This window comes from Streptomyces sp. WM6378 (assembly GCF_001279695.1).
Taxonomy (GTDB): Bacteria; Actinomycetota; Actinomycetes; order Streptomycetales; family Streptomycetaceae; genus Streptomyces.
Genome location: NZ_LGDD01000293.1, coordinates 38,068 through 53,758, shown reverse-complemented (window position 1 = coordinate 53,758; position 15,691 = coordinate 38,068). Strand labels below are relative to the sequence as shown.

13 protein-coding genes are annotated in these 15,691 nt (G+C 68.5%); 5 read left to right on the top strand and 8 right to left on the bottom strand.

The features are described from left to right. Positions 1 to 53 precede the first annotated feature (53 nt). Positions 54 to 674, bottom strand: coding sequence for a cytochrome c oxidase subunit 3 (locus tag ADK54_RS23735; RefSeq protein ID WP_053727713.1), 621 nt, complete (start codon positions 672 to 674; stop codon positions 54 to 56). Positions 675 to 861: 187 nt separating this feature from the next. On the opposite strand from ADK54_RS23735, the gene ADK54_RS23730 reads away from it, so the two are divergent. Then, the gene (locus tag ADK54_RS23730; RefSeq protein WP_053727712.1) at positions 862 to 1,263 is read left to right on the top strand and encodes a hypothetical protein; all 402 of its coding nucleotides are present in this window, start codon (positions 862 to 864) and stop codon (positions 1,261 to 1,263) included. A gap of 2 nt (positions 1,264 to 1,265) precedes the next feature. Here the strand turns inward: ADK54_RS23730 and ADK54_RS23725 are convergent, their stop codons facing one another. The 4 genes from ADK54_RS23725 to coxB all read right to left on the bottom strand — a co-directional run bounded on the left by ADK54_RS23725 (position 1,266) and on the right by coxB (position 5,735). Further along, positions 1,266 to 2,519: a L,D-transpeptidase gene (locus tag ADK54_RS23725; RefSeq protein WP_053727809.1), complete on the bottom strand. Its 1,254-nt coding sequence runs from the start codon at positions 2,517 to 2,519 to the stop codon at positions 1,266 to 1,268. Positions 2,520 to 2,635: 116 nt separating this feature from the next. After that, positions 2,636 to 3,034 carry a cytochrome c oxidase subunit 4 gene (locus ADK54_RS23720; protein ID WP_053727711.1) on the bottom strand — a complete coding sequence of 133 codons (399 nt, stop codon included), beginning with the start codon at positions 3,032 to 3,034 and terminating at the stop codon, positions 2,636 to 2,638. After that, a complete protein-coding gene (gene ctaD / locus ADK54_RS23715; protein WP_053727710.1) occupies positions 3,031 to 4,773 on the bottom strand; it encodes a cytochrome c oxidase subunit I in 1,743 nt (580 codons plus the stop codon). The genes ADK54_RS23720 and ctaD overlap by 4 nt, the downstream gene beginning before the upstream one ends. Beyond that, the gene (coxB, locus tag ADK54_RS23710) at positions 4,770 to 5,735 is read right to left on the bottom strand and encodes a cytochrome c oxidase subunit II (protein ID WP_053727709.1); all 966 of its coding nucleotides are present in this window, start codon (positions 5,733 to 5,735) and stop codon (positions 4,770 to 4,772) included. The genes ctaD and coxB overlap by 4 nt, the downstream gene beginning before the upstream one ends. 273 nt (positions 5,736 to 6,008) lie before the next feature. Here coxB and ADK54_RS23705 point away from each other — a divergent pair, with 273 nt between their 5' ends. Next, positions 6,009 to 7,388, top strand: coding sequence for a cysteine desulfurase/sulfurtransferase TusA family protein (locus ADK54_RS23705; RefSeq protein WP_053727708.1), 1,380 nt, complete (start codon positions 6,009 to 6,011; stop codon positions 7,386 to 7,388). Positions 7,389 to 7,391: 3 nt separating this feature from the next. Here the strand turns inward: ADK54_RS23705 and ADK54_RS23700 are convergent, their stop codons facing one another. Continuing rightward, complete coding sequence (locus ADK54_RS23700) at positions 7,392 to 8,366, bottom strand: carbohydrate kinase family protein (RefSeq protein ID WP_053727707.1); 975 nt, start codon at positions 8,364 to 8,366, stop codon at positions 7,392 to 7,394. A 142-nt stretch (positions 8,367 to 8,508) separates the two neighbouring features. Between ADK54_RS23700 and ADK54_RS23695 the strand changes: the two genes are divergently transcribed. Both ADK54_RS23695 and ADK54_RS23690 read left to right on the top strand, forming a co-directional pair. Then, positions 8,509 to 8,718, top strand: a complete 210-nt coding sequence (locus tag ADK54_RS23695; protein ID WP_053727706.1) for a hypothetical protein — start codon at positions 8,509 to 8,511, stop codon at positions 8,716 to 8,718. A 115-nt stretch (positions 8,719 to 8,833) separates the two neighbouring features. Continuing rightward, positions 8,834 to 10,333, top strand: coding sequence for a hypothetical protein (locus tag ADK54_RS23690; protein WP_053727705.1), 1,500 nt, complete (start codon positions 8,834 to 8,836; stop codon positions 10,331 to 10,333). Positions 10,334 to 10,409: 76 nt separating this feature from the next. Here ADK54_RS23690 and ADK54_RS23685 read toward each other — a convergent pair whose 3' ends face one another. Then, complete coding sequence (locus ADK54_RS23685) at positions 10,410 to 10,766, bottom strand: HesB/IscA family protein (protein ID WP_030933606.1); 357 nt, start codon at positions 10,764 to 10,766, stop codon at positions 10,410 to 10,412. Positions 10,767 to 11,063: 297 nt separating this feature from the next. Between ADK54_RS23685 and nadA the strand changes: the two genes are divergently transcribed. Next, entirely contained in the window at positions 11,064 to 12,278 is a 1,215-nt protein-coding gene (nadA, locus tag ADK54_RS23680; RefSeq protein WP_053727704.1) for a quinolinate synthase NadA, read from the top strand. A gap of 90 nt (positions 12,279 to 12,368) precedes the next feature. Here the strand turns inward: nadA and ADK54_RS23675 are convergent, their stop codons facing one another. Beyond that, entirely contained in the window at positions 12,369 to 15,488 is a 3,120-nt protein-coding gene (locus ADK54_RS23675; RefSeq protein WP_053727703.1) for an efflux RND transporter permease subunit, read from the bottom strand. Positions 15,489 to 15,691 lie beyond the last annotated feature (203 nt).

The following is a 15,691-nucleotide window of genomic DNA, read 5'->3' as shown; positions in this document are numbered from 1 at the left end:
GTGTCAGGATCTTCTGCGTCGATGCTGGATGTGGTGCGGACCTACGGGCCCGGTTACTGGATCAGGTAGATCGTGGCGAAGAGGCCGATCCACACGACATCGACGAAGTGCCAGTAATAGGACACGACGATGGCCGCGGTCGCCTGCTCGTGGGTGAACCTCTTGGCCGCGTACGTCCTGCCCAGAACCAGCAGGAAGGCGATCAGGCCGCCCGTCACATGCAGTCCGTGGAAGCCCGTGGTCAGGTAGAACACCGAGCCGTAAGGATCCGAGGACAGCGAGAGGCCGTCCTTCTTCACCAGCTCGGTGTACTCGAAGACCTGGCCGCCGATGAAGATCGCACCCATCACGAACGTGATGATGAACCAGGTGCGGAGCTTCTTCACATCGCCGCGTTCCGCGGCGAAGACGCCGAGCTGGCAGGTCAGGGAAGAGAGCACCAGGATCGTGGTGTTGGTCGCCGAGAACGGAAGGTTCAGGGACGAGGCCATTTCGGACCAGTGCGCGGCACCCGTTACCGATCGCAGAGTGAAGTACATCGCGAAGAGGGCCGCGAAGAACATCAGCTCGGAACTCAACCAGATGATGGTTCCGACGCTGGTGAGGTTCGGCCGATTGACCGACGGGTGCGCGTGCCCGGTTTCTACTGTCGTTGCTGTCGCCACGACCGACATTATGTCGGTCGCTTATCCCGCCCTCACTCCGGGGGGTGCCGTTCGGTGTGTCAGCGGCGTATGCAGGGCCCGAACGGCCCATCGAAGGGCTGTCCGAACCGGTGTTGACGGGCAGTCGGACGGAGTAGCATCCGCGCATCGGTTCATGAGCCAACGCCGGCGAATCCGCCGGACCTTCGGAGGATCCATGCAGTCGAGCGCCACCGTTCTGGTCTACAGCGACGACGCGAACACCCGCGCGCAGGTGCGGCTCGCGGCCGGCCGCAGGCCCGCCTCCGATGTGCCCCCGGTCGAGTTCCTGGAGTGCGCGACGCTGCCGGCGGTCCTCAAGGAACTGGACCGCGGCGGCATCGACGCCTGCGTCCTGGACGGCGAGGCGGTTCCGGCCGGCGGCATGGGAGTCTGCCGCCAGATCAAGGACGAGGTCTTCCAGTGCCCGCCGGTGCTGCTCCTCATCGGCCGCCCGCAGGACGCCTGGCTGGCCACCTGGAGCCGGGCGGACGGCGCGGTGACCCTCCCGGTCGAGCCGGTCGAGTTCGCGGACGCCCTGGCCGCCCTGCTGCGCAAGCGGCTTGCCGTGGGTGCCTGACCTCACACTCCCGGCCGCAGCCGGGCGGAGTTCACTCGCTTCTGCCCGGCCTTGAGGTCGTCCTGCAGGACGCTGCCCTGGCGCCATTCGTCCCACGACACGTTCCAGTCGCCGAACCCGTTGTCGAAGGGCGTCATGTCCTCGCCGATGCTGTTGACGACCTTGACGATGTCGCCCTCGTTGATGTTCTCGTAGAACCAGGCCGCGTTGCCGGTGCTCATGCCCGTACAGCCGTGGCTGACGTTCTCGTAGCCCTGCGAGCCCACGGACCAGGGCGCGGCGTGCACGTATTCGCCGCTCCAGGTAACCCTCGTGGCGTAGTAGACGGGCAGGTCGTAGCCGTCCGAGCTGCTGGAGGAGATGCCGACGGTCTCCCCGCGCATGCGTACGAAGTACTGCTTGCCCAGGACGACCTTGACGCCGTTGCGGGTGGAGAAGCCGGGCTTTCCGGTGGTGATCGGAATGGTATTGATCACTTCTCCGTTGCGCTTGACCGTCATGTAGTGCCCGGCGGCGTCGGTGATGGCCTCGACGCGGTCGCCCGTGGTGATCTTCAGGGGCTTGCCGGGGCCGCCGTACAGCTTGTCGGCGATCTTCACGCCCTCCAGGTTGGAGTGGACGTTGATGGTGGCGTGGGTGGGCCAGTACTCCTTGGGGCGGTAGTGCAGGACCTTGTCGCCCACCCAGTACCAGTTGCCCTCCACCTTGGGCGTCGACTCGACGATCAGGGCGTGTTCGACGATCGCCCGGGCCTTCTTGTCCTTGATCGGCTTGCTGAGTTCCGCGGTGATGGGCTGTCCGACGCCGTACTTGCCCGCGTCCGGGCCGAATTCGACCTCCACGGCGTCCGTGACCGCCGCCGTGTCGAACGTCAGCGTGCGCAGCCCCGGGGAGCCGTCCTCGTTCTCCGTGGAGACCTTGACCGTGTAGTGCGCGCCGGCCACCAACGGGGCGGTGGAGTGCCAGCGGCTGCCGTCGGCGGCCAGTTCGCCCGCCAGGTAGCGGCCGTTGCCGTCGACGGCCGTGACGTCCGTGAGGCGGGCTTCCTTGCCCTTGGCGGTGATCTCAAGGGGCTTGTTGGGATCGGCTTTCTGACTGCCCGCCGGGCCGTTGTAGAGGACCTGCCCAGCCGCGTCGTACGGCTTGGCCGAAAGCGGGTTGGCGTCTGACCCGCCGCACCCCGTGGCCCCCACACCGAGGGACAGGACAAGGAGGGTGCAGCTCACTACGGTGCGGATGCGCGGTGCGTGGCTCATGACCACACGGTATGAAGGTTCGTCAGATCCGGCGCGCCGGGTGACTGCAAACGAGGGGCCCTCCATCTCTCAGCGAGATGGAGGGCCCCTCATGGCGCGGTGCGGCGGGCGCGGAACTACTGGTTCTGGTTCTCGCCGCGGTAGTACTCGAACACCCAGCCGTAGAGACCGACCAGGATCAGCGGAGCCGAGAAGTACAGCAGCCACCAGCCCATGGCGATCGCGAGGAAGGCCAGGGCGCCGCCGATGCCGAGCGAGAGCGGCTGCCAGGAGTGCGGCGAGAAGAAGCCGACCTCACCGGCGTCGTCCGCGACATCGGCCTCCATGTCGTCCTGGGCGCCCACGTCGACCCGCCGGGCCGTGAAGGCCAGGTAGAAGCCGATCATGACGCTCAGGCCGAAGGCCATGACGAGCGCGGTGGTTCCGGCCGCTTCCTTCGACCACACGCCGTACACGACGGCCATGATCAGGATGAAGGCGGACAGCCACAGGAACATCTTGCCCTGGATCTTCACTTCCCGGCCTCCTTGCCACCGGTGAGCATGTGGTCACCGTGGACGTCGCCGTGGTTCTCGAGCTGGTCGAGAGCCGCGATCTCGGGGTGGTGGAGGTCGAACGCCGGCGATTCGGAGCGAATGCGCGGCATCGTGAGGAAGTTGTGCCGCGGCGGCGGGCAGGAGGTCGCCCACTCCAGCGAACGGCCGTAGCCCCACGGGTCGTCGACCTCGATCTTCTTGCCGTACTTGGCGGTCTTCCAGACGTTGTAGAAGAACGGCAGGATCGACAGACCGAGCAGGAACGAGGAGATCGTCGAGATCGTGTTCAGGGTGGTGAAGCCGTCGGCCGCCAGGTAGTCGGCGTAACGACGCGGCATGCCCTCGACACCCAGCCAGTGCTGGACGAGGAACGTGCCGTGGAAGCCCACGAACAGCGTCCAGAAGGTGATCTTGCCGAGCCGCTCGTCCAGCATCTTTCCGGTGAACTTCGGCCACCAGAAGTGGAATCCGGAGAACATCGCGAAGACCACGGTGCCGAAGATGACGTAGTGGAAGTGCGCGACGACGAAGTACGAGTCGGAGACGTGGAAGTCCATCGGCGGCGAGGCCAGGATGACGCCGGTCAGACCGCCGAAGGTGAAGGTGATCAGGAAGCCGATCGCCCACAGCATGGGTGTCTCGAAGGACAGTGAGCCCTTCCACATCGTGCCGATCCAGTTGAAGAACTTCACGCCCGTCGGCACGGCGATGAGGAACGTCATGAAGGAGAAGAACGGCAGGAGCACGCCACCGGTGACGTACATGTGGTGCGCCCACACGGTCACGGACAGACCCGCGATCGCGATGGTGGCGCCGATCAGTCCGCTGTAGCCGAACATCGGCTTTCGACTGAACACCGGGATCACTTCGGAAATGATTCCGAAGAATGGCAACGCGATGATGTACACCTCTGGATGGCCGAAGAACCAGAAGAGGTGTTGCCAGAGAATCGCGCCGCCATTACTGGCGTCGAAGACATGCGCACCGAACTTGCGGTCCGCCTCCAGGGCGAACAGCGCGGCCGCGAGGACCGGGAAGGCCAGCAGGACCAGCACACCGGTCAGCAGGACGTTCCACACGAAGATCGGCATACGGAACATCGTCATGCCGGGAGCGCGCATGCAGATGATCGTGGTGATGAAGTTGACCGAGCCGAGGATCGTGCCGAAGCCGGAGAAGGCCAGACCCATGATCCACATGTCGGCGCCGACGCCCGGCGAGCGGACCGCGTCCGACAGCGGGGAGTAGGCGAACCAGCCGAAGTCGGCCGCGCCCTGCGGGGTGAGGAAGCCACCGACCGCGATGGTCGAGCCGAACAGGTAGAGCCAGTAGGCGAACATGTTCAGCCGCGGGAACGCCACGTCGGGCGCGCCGATCTGCAGCGGCATGATCCAGTTCGCGAATCCGGCGAACAGCGGCGTCGCGAACATCAGCAGCATGATCGTGCCGTGCATCGTGAACGCCTGGTTGAACTGCTCGTTCGACATGATCTGCGTGCCGGGGCGGGCGAGTTCGGCGCGCATGAAGAGCGCCATGATCCCGCCGATGCAGAAGAACGCGAACGACGTGACCAGGTACATCGTGCCGATCGTCTTGTGATCAGTGGTGGTCAACCACTTGATGACGACGTTTCCCGGCTGCTTGCGCCGGACCGGCAGCTCGTTCTCGTACGAGTCGTCTGCTGCCGCGGCACCCTGAGATTCGTTGAGGATGCTCACAGTTTGTTCGTCTCCGCGTTCTTGGCGGGGTCGGTCTGGGCGATGCCCGCCGGCACGTAGCCGGACTGGCCCTTCGCCGCCAGCTCCTTGAGGTGCTGCTGGTAGCGCTCCGGGGAGACGACCTTCACGTTGAAGAGCATGCGCGAGTGGTCGACGCCGCAGAGTTCGGCGCACTTGCCCAGGAAGGTGCCTTCCTGGTTCGGCGTGACCTCGAACGAGTTGGTGTGCCCCGGGATGACGTCCTGCTTCATCAGGAACGGCACGATCCAGAAGGAGTGGATGACGTCGCGCGAAGTCAGCACGAAGCGGACCTTCTCGCCCTTCGGCAGCCACAGGGTCGGGCCCGGGTTTCCGGTCTGCGGGTTACGGGTGCCGGGGATGCCGACGTCGTAGACACCGCCCGCGTTCGCGGGGAAGTCCTTCTTGAACCGGTCCGGGATCGCTGCCAGGTTCTTGTCCGTCTTGGCGTCGCCCTTAACACCGGGCACGTCCTCGACGTAGTTGAAGCCCCAGCTCCACTGATAGCCGACCACGTTGACCGTGTGGGCGGGCTTCGGGGACAGAGTCAGGAGCTTCGTCTCGTCGCGTGCCGTGAAGTAGAAGAGCACGGAGACGATGATCAGCGGAACCACGGTGTACAGCGCCTCGATGGGCATGTTGTACCGGGTCTGCGGGGGTACCTCGACCTTGGTGCGGCTGCGCCGGTGGAAGATGACGCTCCACAGGATCAGGCCCCAGACCAGCACGCCCGTGGCGAGCGCAGCCGCCCACGAGCCCTGCCAGAGGGACAGGATCCTGGGAGCCTCGTCCGTCACCGGAGTGGGCATACCAAGTCGAGGGAAGTCTTTCCAGTTGTACGAGCAACCGGATGCTGTCGCCAGGACCAGGCCCGCAGTCAGCACCTGCGGCAGCTTCCGCCGCATCGGGCGCCGCGACGAGCGGTCGGAGCCGTTGGGACTCACGTAGCGCCTTCCCGAGAGTCTCGCCCGCGGTGGTCGGCTACGGCCGTCTCGCTGGTCGGTCGCCGCCCTGGCACACGGGCAGGGGTTTGGATGTTTATGCGGACCAAACCCTACTGGACGCTATTTGGGGTCGCGCGGGGAGGGTGCCCAACGCGCCGTCCGAGTCCCCGAAGGGGTGGAGCCACGGTGGAATCCCGGCCTCCGGGCGCCATCTGACGACCCCTCGCCCCGTCCCCCGCGGCCCGCGCGCCGGGCCGGGGTTAGCGTGGCCGGGTGCCCTACTTCGACGCGGCCTCCTCGGCCCCCCTGCACCCCGTCGCCCGCCAGGCCCTGCAAGCCTCCTTGGACGAGGGGTGGGCCGATCCGGCCCGGCTCTACCGGGAGGGCAGGCGCGCCCGGCTGCTCCTGGACGCGGCGCGGGAGGCCGCCGCGGAGGCCGTCGGCTGCCGCCCGGACGAGCTCAGCTTCACCAGTTCGGGGACGCGTGCGGTGCACTCCGGAATTTACGGATCCTTGTCCGGGCGTCGGCGTGTCGGGCGGCATCTGGCGGTGTCCGCGGTCGAGCACTCCTCCGTCCTCCATTCGGCCGCCTCCCACGAGGCGGACGGCGGTGCGGTGACGGAGGTCGCGGTGGACCGTACGGGCCGGGTCTCCCCCGACGCGTACGCCGCGGCCCTGCGGCCCCACACCGCGCTCGCCTGCCTCCAGTCCGCCAACCACGAGGTGGGCACCCTCCAGCCGGTGGCCGAGGTGGCCGAGGCGTGCCGGGCGGCGGGCGTGCCGCTGCTCGTGGACGCGGCCCAGTCGCTGGCCTGGGGGCCGGTCGAGGGTGCCTGGTCGATCCTCGCGGCGAGTGCCCACAAATGGGGCGGCCCGGCAGGAGTCGGGCTGCTCGCGGTGCGCAAGGGCGTCCGGTTCGCGCCTCAAGGGCCCGCCGACGAGCGGGAGTCGGGGCGCGCGGCCGGCTTCGAGAACATCCCGGCGATCGTGGCGGCGGCCGCTTCGTTGCGGGCCGTACGGGCGGAGGCCGAGGCCGAATCGGCACGCCTGCGGGGCCTGGTGGAGCGGATCCGCACCCGGGTCGTGGAGCTGGTGCCGGATGTCGAGGTGGTCGGCGATCCGGTGCGGCGGCTGCCGCATCTGGTCACCTTCTCCTGTCTCTATGTCGACGGAGAGACCCTGCTGCACGAGCTCGACCGGGCGGAATTCTCCGTTTCTTCCGGTTCGTCCTGCACGAGCAGCACCCTGACGCCCAGCCATGTGCTGCGCGCCATGGGGGTGCTGAGCGAGGGAAACGTCCGGGTGTCGCTGCCGCTCGGCACTGCGGCGGAGGAAGTCGACCGGTTCCTCGACGTGCTGCCGGGGGTGGTCGCGTCGGTGCGGACGAAGCTCGGGGCGCCGGTCGCGACGGCCGGGCCCGCCGACGCCGAGGAGTTCGTGGTGGACTCGCTCGGCCGGCTCTGCCCGATCCCGGTCATCGAACTCGCGAAGGCGATCGGGAACGTGCCCGTGGGCGGTGTCGTGACGGTGCTCGCCGACGACGAGGCGGCCCGCCTCGACATCCCGGCGTGGTGCGAGATGCGGGGCCAGGAGTACCTGGGCGAGCACCCGGCAGAGGGCGGAACCGCCTACCGGGTGCGCCGCGTCAGCTGAGTCCTACTGGAGGTGGGCCCGCACCTCGGCGGCGGCCTCGTCGCCGTACGCCTTGGTGAAGCGGTCCATGAAGTGGGCCCGGCGCAGGGTGTACTCCTGGGTGCCGAGGGTCTCGATGACCAGGGTGGCCAGCATGCAGCCGAGCTGGGCGGCCCGCTCGTGCCCGACGCCCCAGGACAGGCCGGTCAGGAACCCGGCGCGGAAGGCGTCGCCCACGCCCGTCGGGTCGACCTTGGCCTCCTCCTCCGGGACGCCGACGACGATCGGCTCGGCGCCGACCTTGTCGATGCGCACGCCGCGCGAGCCGAGCGTGGTGACCCGGTAGCCGACCTTGGCGAGGATCTCCTCGTCGCTCCAGCCGGTCTTGTTCTCGATGAGCCCCTTCTCGTACTCGTTGGAGAAGAGGTAGGTGGCGCCTTCGAGCAGGGTGCGGATGTCGTCGCCGGACATGCGGGCGATCTGCTGCGAGAAGTCGGCGGCGAAGGGGATACCCCGCGCCTTGCACTCCTCGGTGTGGCGCAGCATCGCCTCGGGGTCGTCCGCGCCGATCAGGACGAGGTCGAGGCCGCCCACGCGGTCGGCGACGGCCTTCAGCTCGATCTGGCGGGCCTCGCTCATCGCGCCCGTGTAGAAGGAGCCGATCTGGTTGTGGTCGGCGTCGGTGGTGCACACGAAGCGGGCGGTGTGCAGGACCTCGGAGATCCGCACCGAGCCGGTGTCGACGCCGTGCCGGTCGAGCCAGGCGCGGTACTCGTCGAAGTCGGATCCGGCCGCGCCGACCAGGATCGGCCGGCCGCCGAGCTGGCCCATGCCGAAGCAGATGTTCGGACCGACACCGCCACGGCGTACGTCGAGGTTGTCGACCAGGAAGGAGAGGGAGACCGTGTGCAGCTGGTCGGCGACCAGCTGGTCGGCGAATCGGCCGGGGAAGGTCATGAGGTGGTCGGTGGCGATGGAGCCGGTGACTGCGATACGCACGGCGGGGGCGCTCCTGATGAGAATGCGGAGGGGCGGGCGTTGACGGTTCACGCTACCGGGTCGGCCCCACTGGGCCGACCGGCGGAAACTACCCAATAGTAGGTCTTTCTGCGCACGCTTCCCGATGCGTACGGTGCGAAGCATGGAAACCAAGTTGAGCAGCGGGCACGGGGTGGCGGCCGATCTTCCTGGTCTGGAGGAGCTGCGCGGGGACTGTGCGCGGATGGCTCCGCACTGGGTGGTGCCCGCGCGGAACGCTCCCGCGCCGGTGCCGCCGTCCCGGATCCACGGTGTGACGATCCCGCCGTCTTCGGTACGGCTGATCGCGGACATGTCCGAATACGGGGACTGAAACGGCCTGATCGCACGGGTGCGGCGCACGGGATGGAACCGTGCGCTCCCCCGCTCCGTCCAATCGCCGTCCCTCGTAAAGGGGATGCGGGATACGACTGGACAGGAGCGATCTGGTGAGCAGCGAGCACACGCAGGACGAGCCCGAACAGCGGCGTTCGCGACGATCTCCCTTGATCCTCGCCGCGGCCGCCGTGGCCGTACTGGCCGCGGGTGGCGGTGGGGCGTACTGGGCCTCGACGGCGTCCTCGGGCGGTGGCAGTACGCCCGGCGGGAACGGAGCGCCTCCGCCGCTCGCACTCGACAGCACCCCGGGCGGGGGCGCCGGCGGCAGTGACGGCGGCAACGGGATCGCACCCGGTGAGCCGGACCCCAACGGGGTGGTCTACCGGGCGTCGGTCAAGCTGCCCGACGGCCCCGGCAAGGCGTCCGTCCACCAGCCGCGAGGCACGGTGAGCGAGGCCGATGTGACCCGGCTCGCCCGGGCGCTGGGGGTCGACGGGGCGGTGCGCCTCGAAGGCGACAGCTGGAAGGCGGGCGTGACGAAGGACGGCTCGGGCCCGGTCCTGATGGTCAGTCAGAAGGCGCCGGGCACATGGACGTTCGCGCGGTACGGAGCCGGCGGCTCGGACAACTGCCCCAAGGGCAAGATGTGTCCGATGCACACGACGGGCGCCGACACCGGAGGCGGTGCGGGCAACGGCGGCGGCGCGGGCTCCGGCAGCCCGGTGAGCGAGCAGGCAGCGAAGGCGGCCGCGGCGCCGGTCCTCAAGGCGCTCGGCCAGGACGACGCCAAGCTGGACGCCAAGGAGATCCTGGCCTCGGCCCGCGTGGTGAACGCCGACCCGGTCGTCGACGGGCTTCCCACCTACGGCTGGACGACCGGCATCCAGGTCGGCCCGGACGGTCAAGTGGTGGGCGGCAGCGGCCAGTTGAAGACGCCGGACAAGGGCGTCACGTATCCGGTGATCAGCGCGGACCAGACGCTGGCGCAGCTCAACAGCCACGTCACCGAGCGGCCGAAGCCCAAGGACTGCACGGGGCCGGTGCCGGTGGAGGGCCAGCCGACCAAGGGCCGGCTGCCCAGCGATCCGCAGGGCAACATCCAGCCGTGCAAGCAGCCCACGCCCTCGACCGTGACGATCGACGGGGCCACCTTCGGGCTCGCCGCGCAGTTCGTGGACGGCACGCCGAGCCTCGTACCGTCGTGGCTGTTCCAGGTGAAGCCGGACGCCGGTCAGCCGTTCACGATCACGGCTCCGGCGGTGGCACCTCAGTACATCGCCAAGCCGCCGACCGGCGCTCCCGTGCCGCCGCCTTCGGGGTCGGCCACCGCGCCGGGCACGCACGGCCAGGCGCTTGAGTCGTACGCCGTCGCACCGGACGGGCGGACCCTGAACGTGACGTTCTGGGGCGGGGTGTGCAGCACGTACACGGCGACCGCCGACGAGAGCGGCGACGGCGTGCGGGTCAAGGTGACCGGGCAGGTCAAGGACCCGAAGAAGATGTGCATCATGCTGGCCAAGCAGCAGACGGTCCCGGTGCAGCTGCACGAGGCGCTCGGGGCCCGCAAGGTGCTCGACGCGGACACCGGCAAGGAGCTGCCGAAGAAGTAGCGCCGACGCTTTTGGACATGGCGAAGGCGGGTGCCCCCGGTGACCGGGGACACCCGCCTTTCGGCTGCCGCGAGGCTTAGCTGAAGGAGTCGCCGCAGGCGCAGGAACCCGTCGCGTTCGGGTTGTCGATCGTGAAGCCCTGCTTCTCGATGGTGTCGACGAAGTCGATCGAGGCGCCGCCCAGGTACGGGGCGCTCATGCGGTCGGTGACGACCTTGACGCCGTCGAAGTCCTTGACGACATCGCCGTCGAGCGAGCGCTCGTCGAAGAACAGCTGGTAGCGCAGGCCGGAGCAGCCGCCCGGCTGAACCGCGACGCGCAGCGCCAGGTCGTCCCGGCCTTCCTGCTCAAGGAGGCCCTTGACCTTGGCCGCGGCGGCGTCGGACAGGAGGATGCCGTCGCTCACGGTGGTGGTCTCGTCCGATACGGACATCTGCTTCTCTCCCGGGTTGTACGGAGACTGCTTGCCGACGGTTGCAACCGGCGGAGCCCCGGATTCATTCCGGGTTCTTCCCTTTCATGCTCGCACACGAGGTGGCGGGCGAGGAAAGGCCTGTGGACAACTCCTACGGGAGCGGGCGCGGGCCGGGTGCGTCACATCGACGCTATGGCCATCGTCAAAGTGACGTGAAGCAGTTATGATAGATAGCGTCATTTAGACGAAAACCCCTCGGTGGAAGCACCGGGGCCACTGGAGCGGCTCCGCCGCACTGCTCAGGAAACAGAAAGGGTGCGTGACGTGACCACCGCCCAGCCCCGTCAGGAAACCGCCGGCCGCGTCGAGCTCGACGTCCAGCCGACGCCGCTCGCGCTGCTCCTGCTCGGCCGCGAGGCCGACCCCAAGAGCGAGCGGGGCGTGGAATGTCCCGGCGACCTTCCTTCGCCCTCCGACCCGGACCTGGTGGCACGCGCCCGCGCGGCCAAGGCGAAGCTCGGGGACAAGGTCTTCATCCTCGGGCACCACTACCAGCGCGACGAGGTCATCGAGTTCGCCGATGTGACGGGCGACTCGTTCAAGCTGGCCAAGGACGCCGCCGCGAAGCCCGAGGCCGAATACATCGTGTTCTGCGGTGTGCACTTCATGGCCGAGTCCGCGGACATCCTGACCGGTGACGACCAGAAGGTCGTCCTGCCGGACCTCGCCGCGGGCTGCTCGATGGCCGACATGGCCACCGCCGAGCAGGTCGCCGAGTGCTGGGACGTGCTGACCGAGGCCGGCATAGCCGAGCAGGTCGTGCCCGTCTCGTACATGAACTCCTCGGCCGACATCAAGGCGTTCACCGGCAAGCACGGCGGCACCATCTGCACCTCCTCCAACGCCGAGCGCGCCCTGAACTGGGCCTTCGAGCAGGGAGAGAAGGTTCTGTTCCTGCCCGACCAGCACCTGGGCCGCAACACCGCGGTGCGCGAGCTCGGCATGTCCCTCGACGACTGCGTGCTGTACAACCCGCACAAGCCGAACGGCGGGCTCACCGTCGAGGAGCTGCGGGGCGCCAAGATGATCCTGTGGCGCGGGCACTGCTCGGTGCACGGCCGCTTCTCGCTGGACTCGGTGAACGACGTACGTGAGCGGATCCCGGGCGTGAACGTCCTGGTGCACCCCGAGTGCAAGCACGAGGTCGTGGCCGCGGCGGACTACGTCGGCTCGACCGAGTACATCATCAAGGCCCTGGAGGCCGCCCCGCGCGGCTCGAAGTGGGCGATCGGCACCGAGCTGAACCTGGTGCGGCGGCTGGCCAACCGGTTCGCCGCCGAGGACAAGGAGATCGTCTTCCTCGACAAGACGGTCTGCTTCTGCTCGACCATGAACCGCATCGACCTCCCCCACCTGGTGTGGACCCTGGAATCGCTCGCCGAGGGCAAGCTGATCAACCAGATCCAGGTCGACAAGGAGACCGAGAGCTTCGCGAAGCTGGCCCTGGAGCGGATGCTGGCGCTGCCGTAGCCGCCCGGAACACGACGGAAGGCCGCCCCCCGGTCGGAGGGGCGGCCTTCGTCGTTGTGGGACCTGGCCGGGCTTCGTTGCGGGCCCGGGTCAGGCGTTGGCGGGCTCCAGCTGGTCGGAGTCGTCCGACGGGGCCGGGAGCCCCGCCTTCCTGGCGCGCTTGGCCGCCTTCTTCTCGGCCTTGCGCTCCTTGCGGAGCTCGACCATCGCGTAGAGCGTCGGCACCAGGAGCAGCGTCAGGAGGGTCGACGTCACCAGACCGCCGATCACCACGACCGCGAGCGGCTGGGCTATGAAGCCGCCCTCGCCCGTGACGCCGAGCGCCATCGGGAGCAGCGCGAAGATCGTCGCCAGTGCCGTCATGAGGATCGGGCGCAGGCGGTGGCGACCGCCCTCGACGACCGCCTCGACGACGCCGAGACCCTGCTTGCGGTACTGGTTGATCAGGTCGATCAGGACGATCGCGTTGGTGACCACGATGCCGATCAGCATGAGCATGCCGATCATCGCCGGGACGCCCATCGGGGTGCCGGTCGCTATCAGGAGGCCGATCGCGCCGGTCGCCGCGAACGGGATCGCGACGAGCAGGATCAGCGGCTGGATCAGCGACTTGAACGTCGCGACCAGGAGCATGAAGACGATCGCGATCGCCGCCAGCATCGCCAGGCCCAGGTTCTTGAACGCGTCCGACTGGTCCGAGGAGACGCCGCCGATGGAGGCGGTGGCGCCGGACGGCAGCTTCAGGTCCTTGATCTTGGCCTGGAGGTCGGTGCTGACCTTGCCGGTGTTGTCGCCGACCGGCTTGGCGGTGATGGTCGCGGAGCGGGCGCCGTCGATCCGGGTCATCGAGACCGGGCCGGGGACCAGCTTCACGTCGGCGATGTCACCGAGCTTGACCGGGCCGAGGACGAGGTTCTTGAGCTGGTCCACCGTGGTGGCCGGGTCGGCCGCGGTGATGTACACATCACGCTCGGAGTCGCCCATGATCGCCTTGGTGACCTGGGTGCCCCGCACCTGCTGGGCGACGGCCATGCCGAGGGTGGTCTGGTTGAAGCCCGCGTCGGCCGCCTTGTCGTTGGGCTGCACCGAGACCCGTGGCACGCTCTGCGCCAGGTCGCTCTGGACGTCGCTGACGTCCTTGAGGCTCGCGACCGCCTGGCGGACCTGCTCCGAGGCCTTCTTCAGGACGTCGCCGTCGGCCGCCTTGACGACCACGCTCAGGTCCTGGCTGCCGAAGCCGCCGCCGGTCGAGATGGCCGGGTTGCCCGGCTGGCCCTTGAGGGCCGCCTCAAGCCGGTCGTGCGCCTTGTCGTAGTCGCCCGCGCTCTTCAGCGTCACGGTGTACGAGGCCTGGTTGGCGCCGGTGCCGCCGCCGAAGGCCGCCATGAAGCCGGAGGAGCCGACGGTGACCTGGTAGCTCTTGACCGCCGGGTCGGCGGCGAGGATCTGCTCGACCTTCTTGGAGGCCGCGTCCGCCGCGTCCAGGCTGGTGCCCGGGGCCAGCTCCTGCTTGATCGAGAGGGTGTCCTGCTCGCCCTGGTCGAAGAAGTTGGTCTTCAGGAGGCCGGCCATGCCGAACGTGCCGATCAGGATCACGACCGCGATCAGCACGCTGGTGAGGCGGCGCCGGGTGGCGAAGCGGAGGACCGGAACGTACATCCGCTGGAGGCGGGCCTTGTTCTCCTTCTCCTCGGCCCTGCGGCGCGCCTCGTCCGGGTCGATGCCCGCGATCGCCTTGGGCGCGCGCAGGAACCAGTACGACAGGACCGGGACGACGGTCAGCGAGACGAGCAGCGAGGCGAGCAGGGCCGCGGTGACGGTGAGGCTGAACGAGCCGAACAGCTCGCCCACCATGCCGTTCACGAAGGCGATCGGGAGGAAGACCGCGACGGTGGTGAGCGTCGAGGCGGTGACCGCGCCGGCGACCTCCTTGACCGCCGCGAGGATCGCCTCCTGGCGCTCCTCGCCGTAGCCGAGGTGGCGCTTGATGTTCTCCAGGACCACGATCGAGTCGTCGACGACCCGGCCGATCGCGATCGTCAGCGCGCCCAGGGTCAGCATGTTGAGGGAGAGGTCCTGCGTCCACAGCACGATCAGCGCGAGGACCACGGACAGCGGGATGGAGACCGCGGTCACCAGCGTCGAGCGGATGGACGCCAGGAAGAGCAGGATCACGAGCACCGCGAAGAGCAGGCCGAGCGCGCCCTCGGTGGTCAGGCCGGAGATGGCCTTGGAGACCTGCGGGCCCTGGTCCGAGACGACGGTGAGCTCGGCGCCCGAGCCGAGGTCCTTCTTCAGGTCGGGCAGCTTGTCCTTGACGTCCTTGGAGATCGCGACGGCGCTGCCGTCGTGGTCCATGGTGGCCATCACGGCGAGGCTCGGCTTGCCGTTGGTGCGGGTGATGGAGACCCGCTGGGAGGGCTGCTGCTTGACGGTGGCGATGTCACCGAGGCGGACCGTGGCACCCTGCTGCGGCTTGATCCGCAGGTCCTCGATCTGCTTCAGCGAGGTGTACGGGGCGCCGACCTGGACCGTGCGGCTCTTGCCGTCCTCGGAGAACGAGCCGCCGGGGATGGTGGCGCCGCCCGCCTTCAGGGCGTCGCCGAGCGTCATCGTGTTGAGGCCGGCCGCGGCCAGCTTCTTCGGGTCGGGCGTGACGTTGACCTGGAGGTCCTGGACGCCGTCGACGCTGACGCGGCCGACGCCCTTGATGTCCTCCAGGGCCGGGACGACCGTGCGGTCCAGCTGGTCGGCGAGCGCCTGCTGGTCCTTGTCGGAGGTGACCGCGAGCACGACGGTCGGCATGTCGTCGGTGGAGCCGGCCACGACCTGCGGGTCGACTTCCGAGGGGATCTGGGTGCGGGACCGGTTGACGGCCTGCTGGATGTCGGCGACGAGCTGCTTCGTACCCGTGCCGTAATCGAAGGTCGCCATGATCACGGCGTTGCCCTCGGACGCCGTGGACGTGATGCCCTTGACTCCGCTGACGGCCTTGATGTTCTTTTCGAGCGGCTCGACGACCTGCTTCTCGACCACGTCGGGGGACGCGCCCTGATAGGGGGCGAGCACCGACACCATCGGCAGTTCGATGGTGGGCAGCAGTTGCTGCTTGAGCTGCGGAATGGCGATCGCCCCGAAGACGATCGCGACGATCGACATCAGGCCTATCAGGGCCCGTTGTGCGAGGCTGAATCTGGACAGCCAGGACATGGGTGGGGTCTCTCTTCTGTGGCGTGCGAGCGGCGGTACCCGGCAGGAGGCAGGCGGGACCGGCCCGTGATCACGCGGCGCATCACCCGGGAAGACCCGGCCCCCGCCTATAACCCTCGGCCATGGGGCGGGTGCAATTCCTCGCTCCCAGGTCCCTTTCCTTATCCCGCGCATACCGCAGCCGCAGTACGCCGCACTCCACC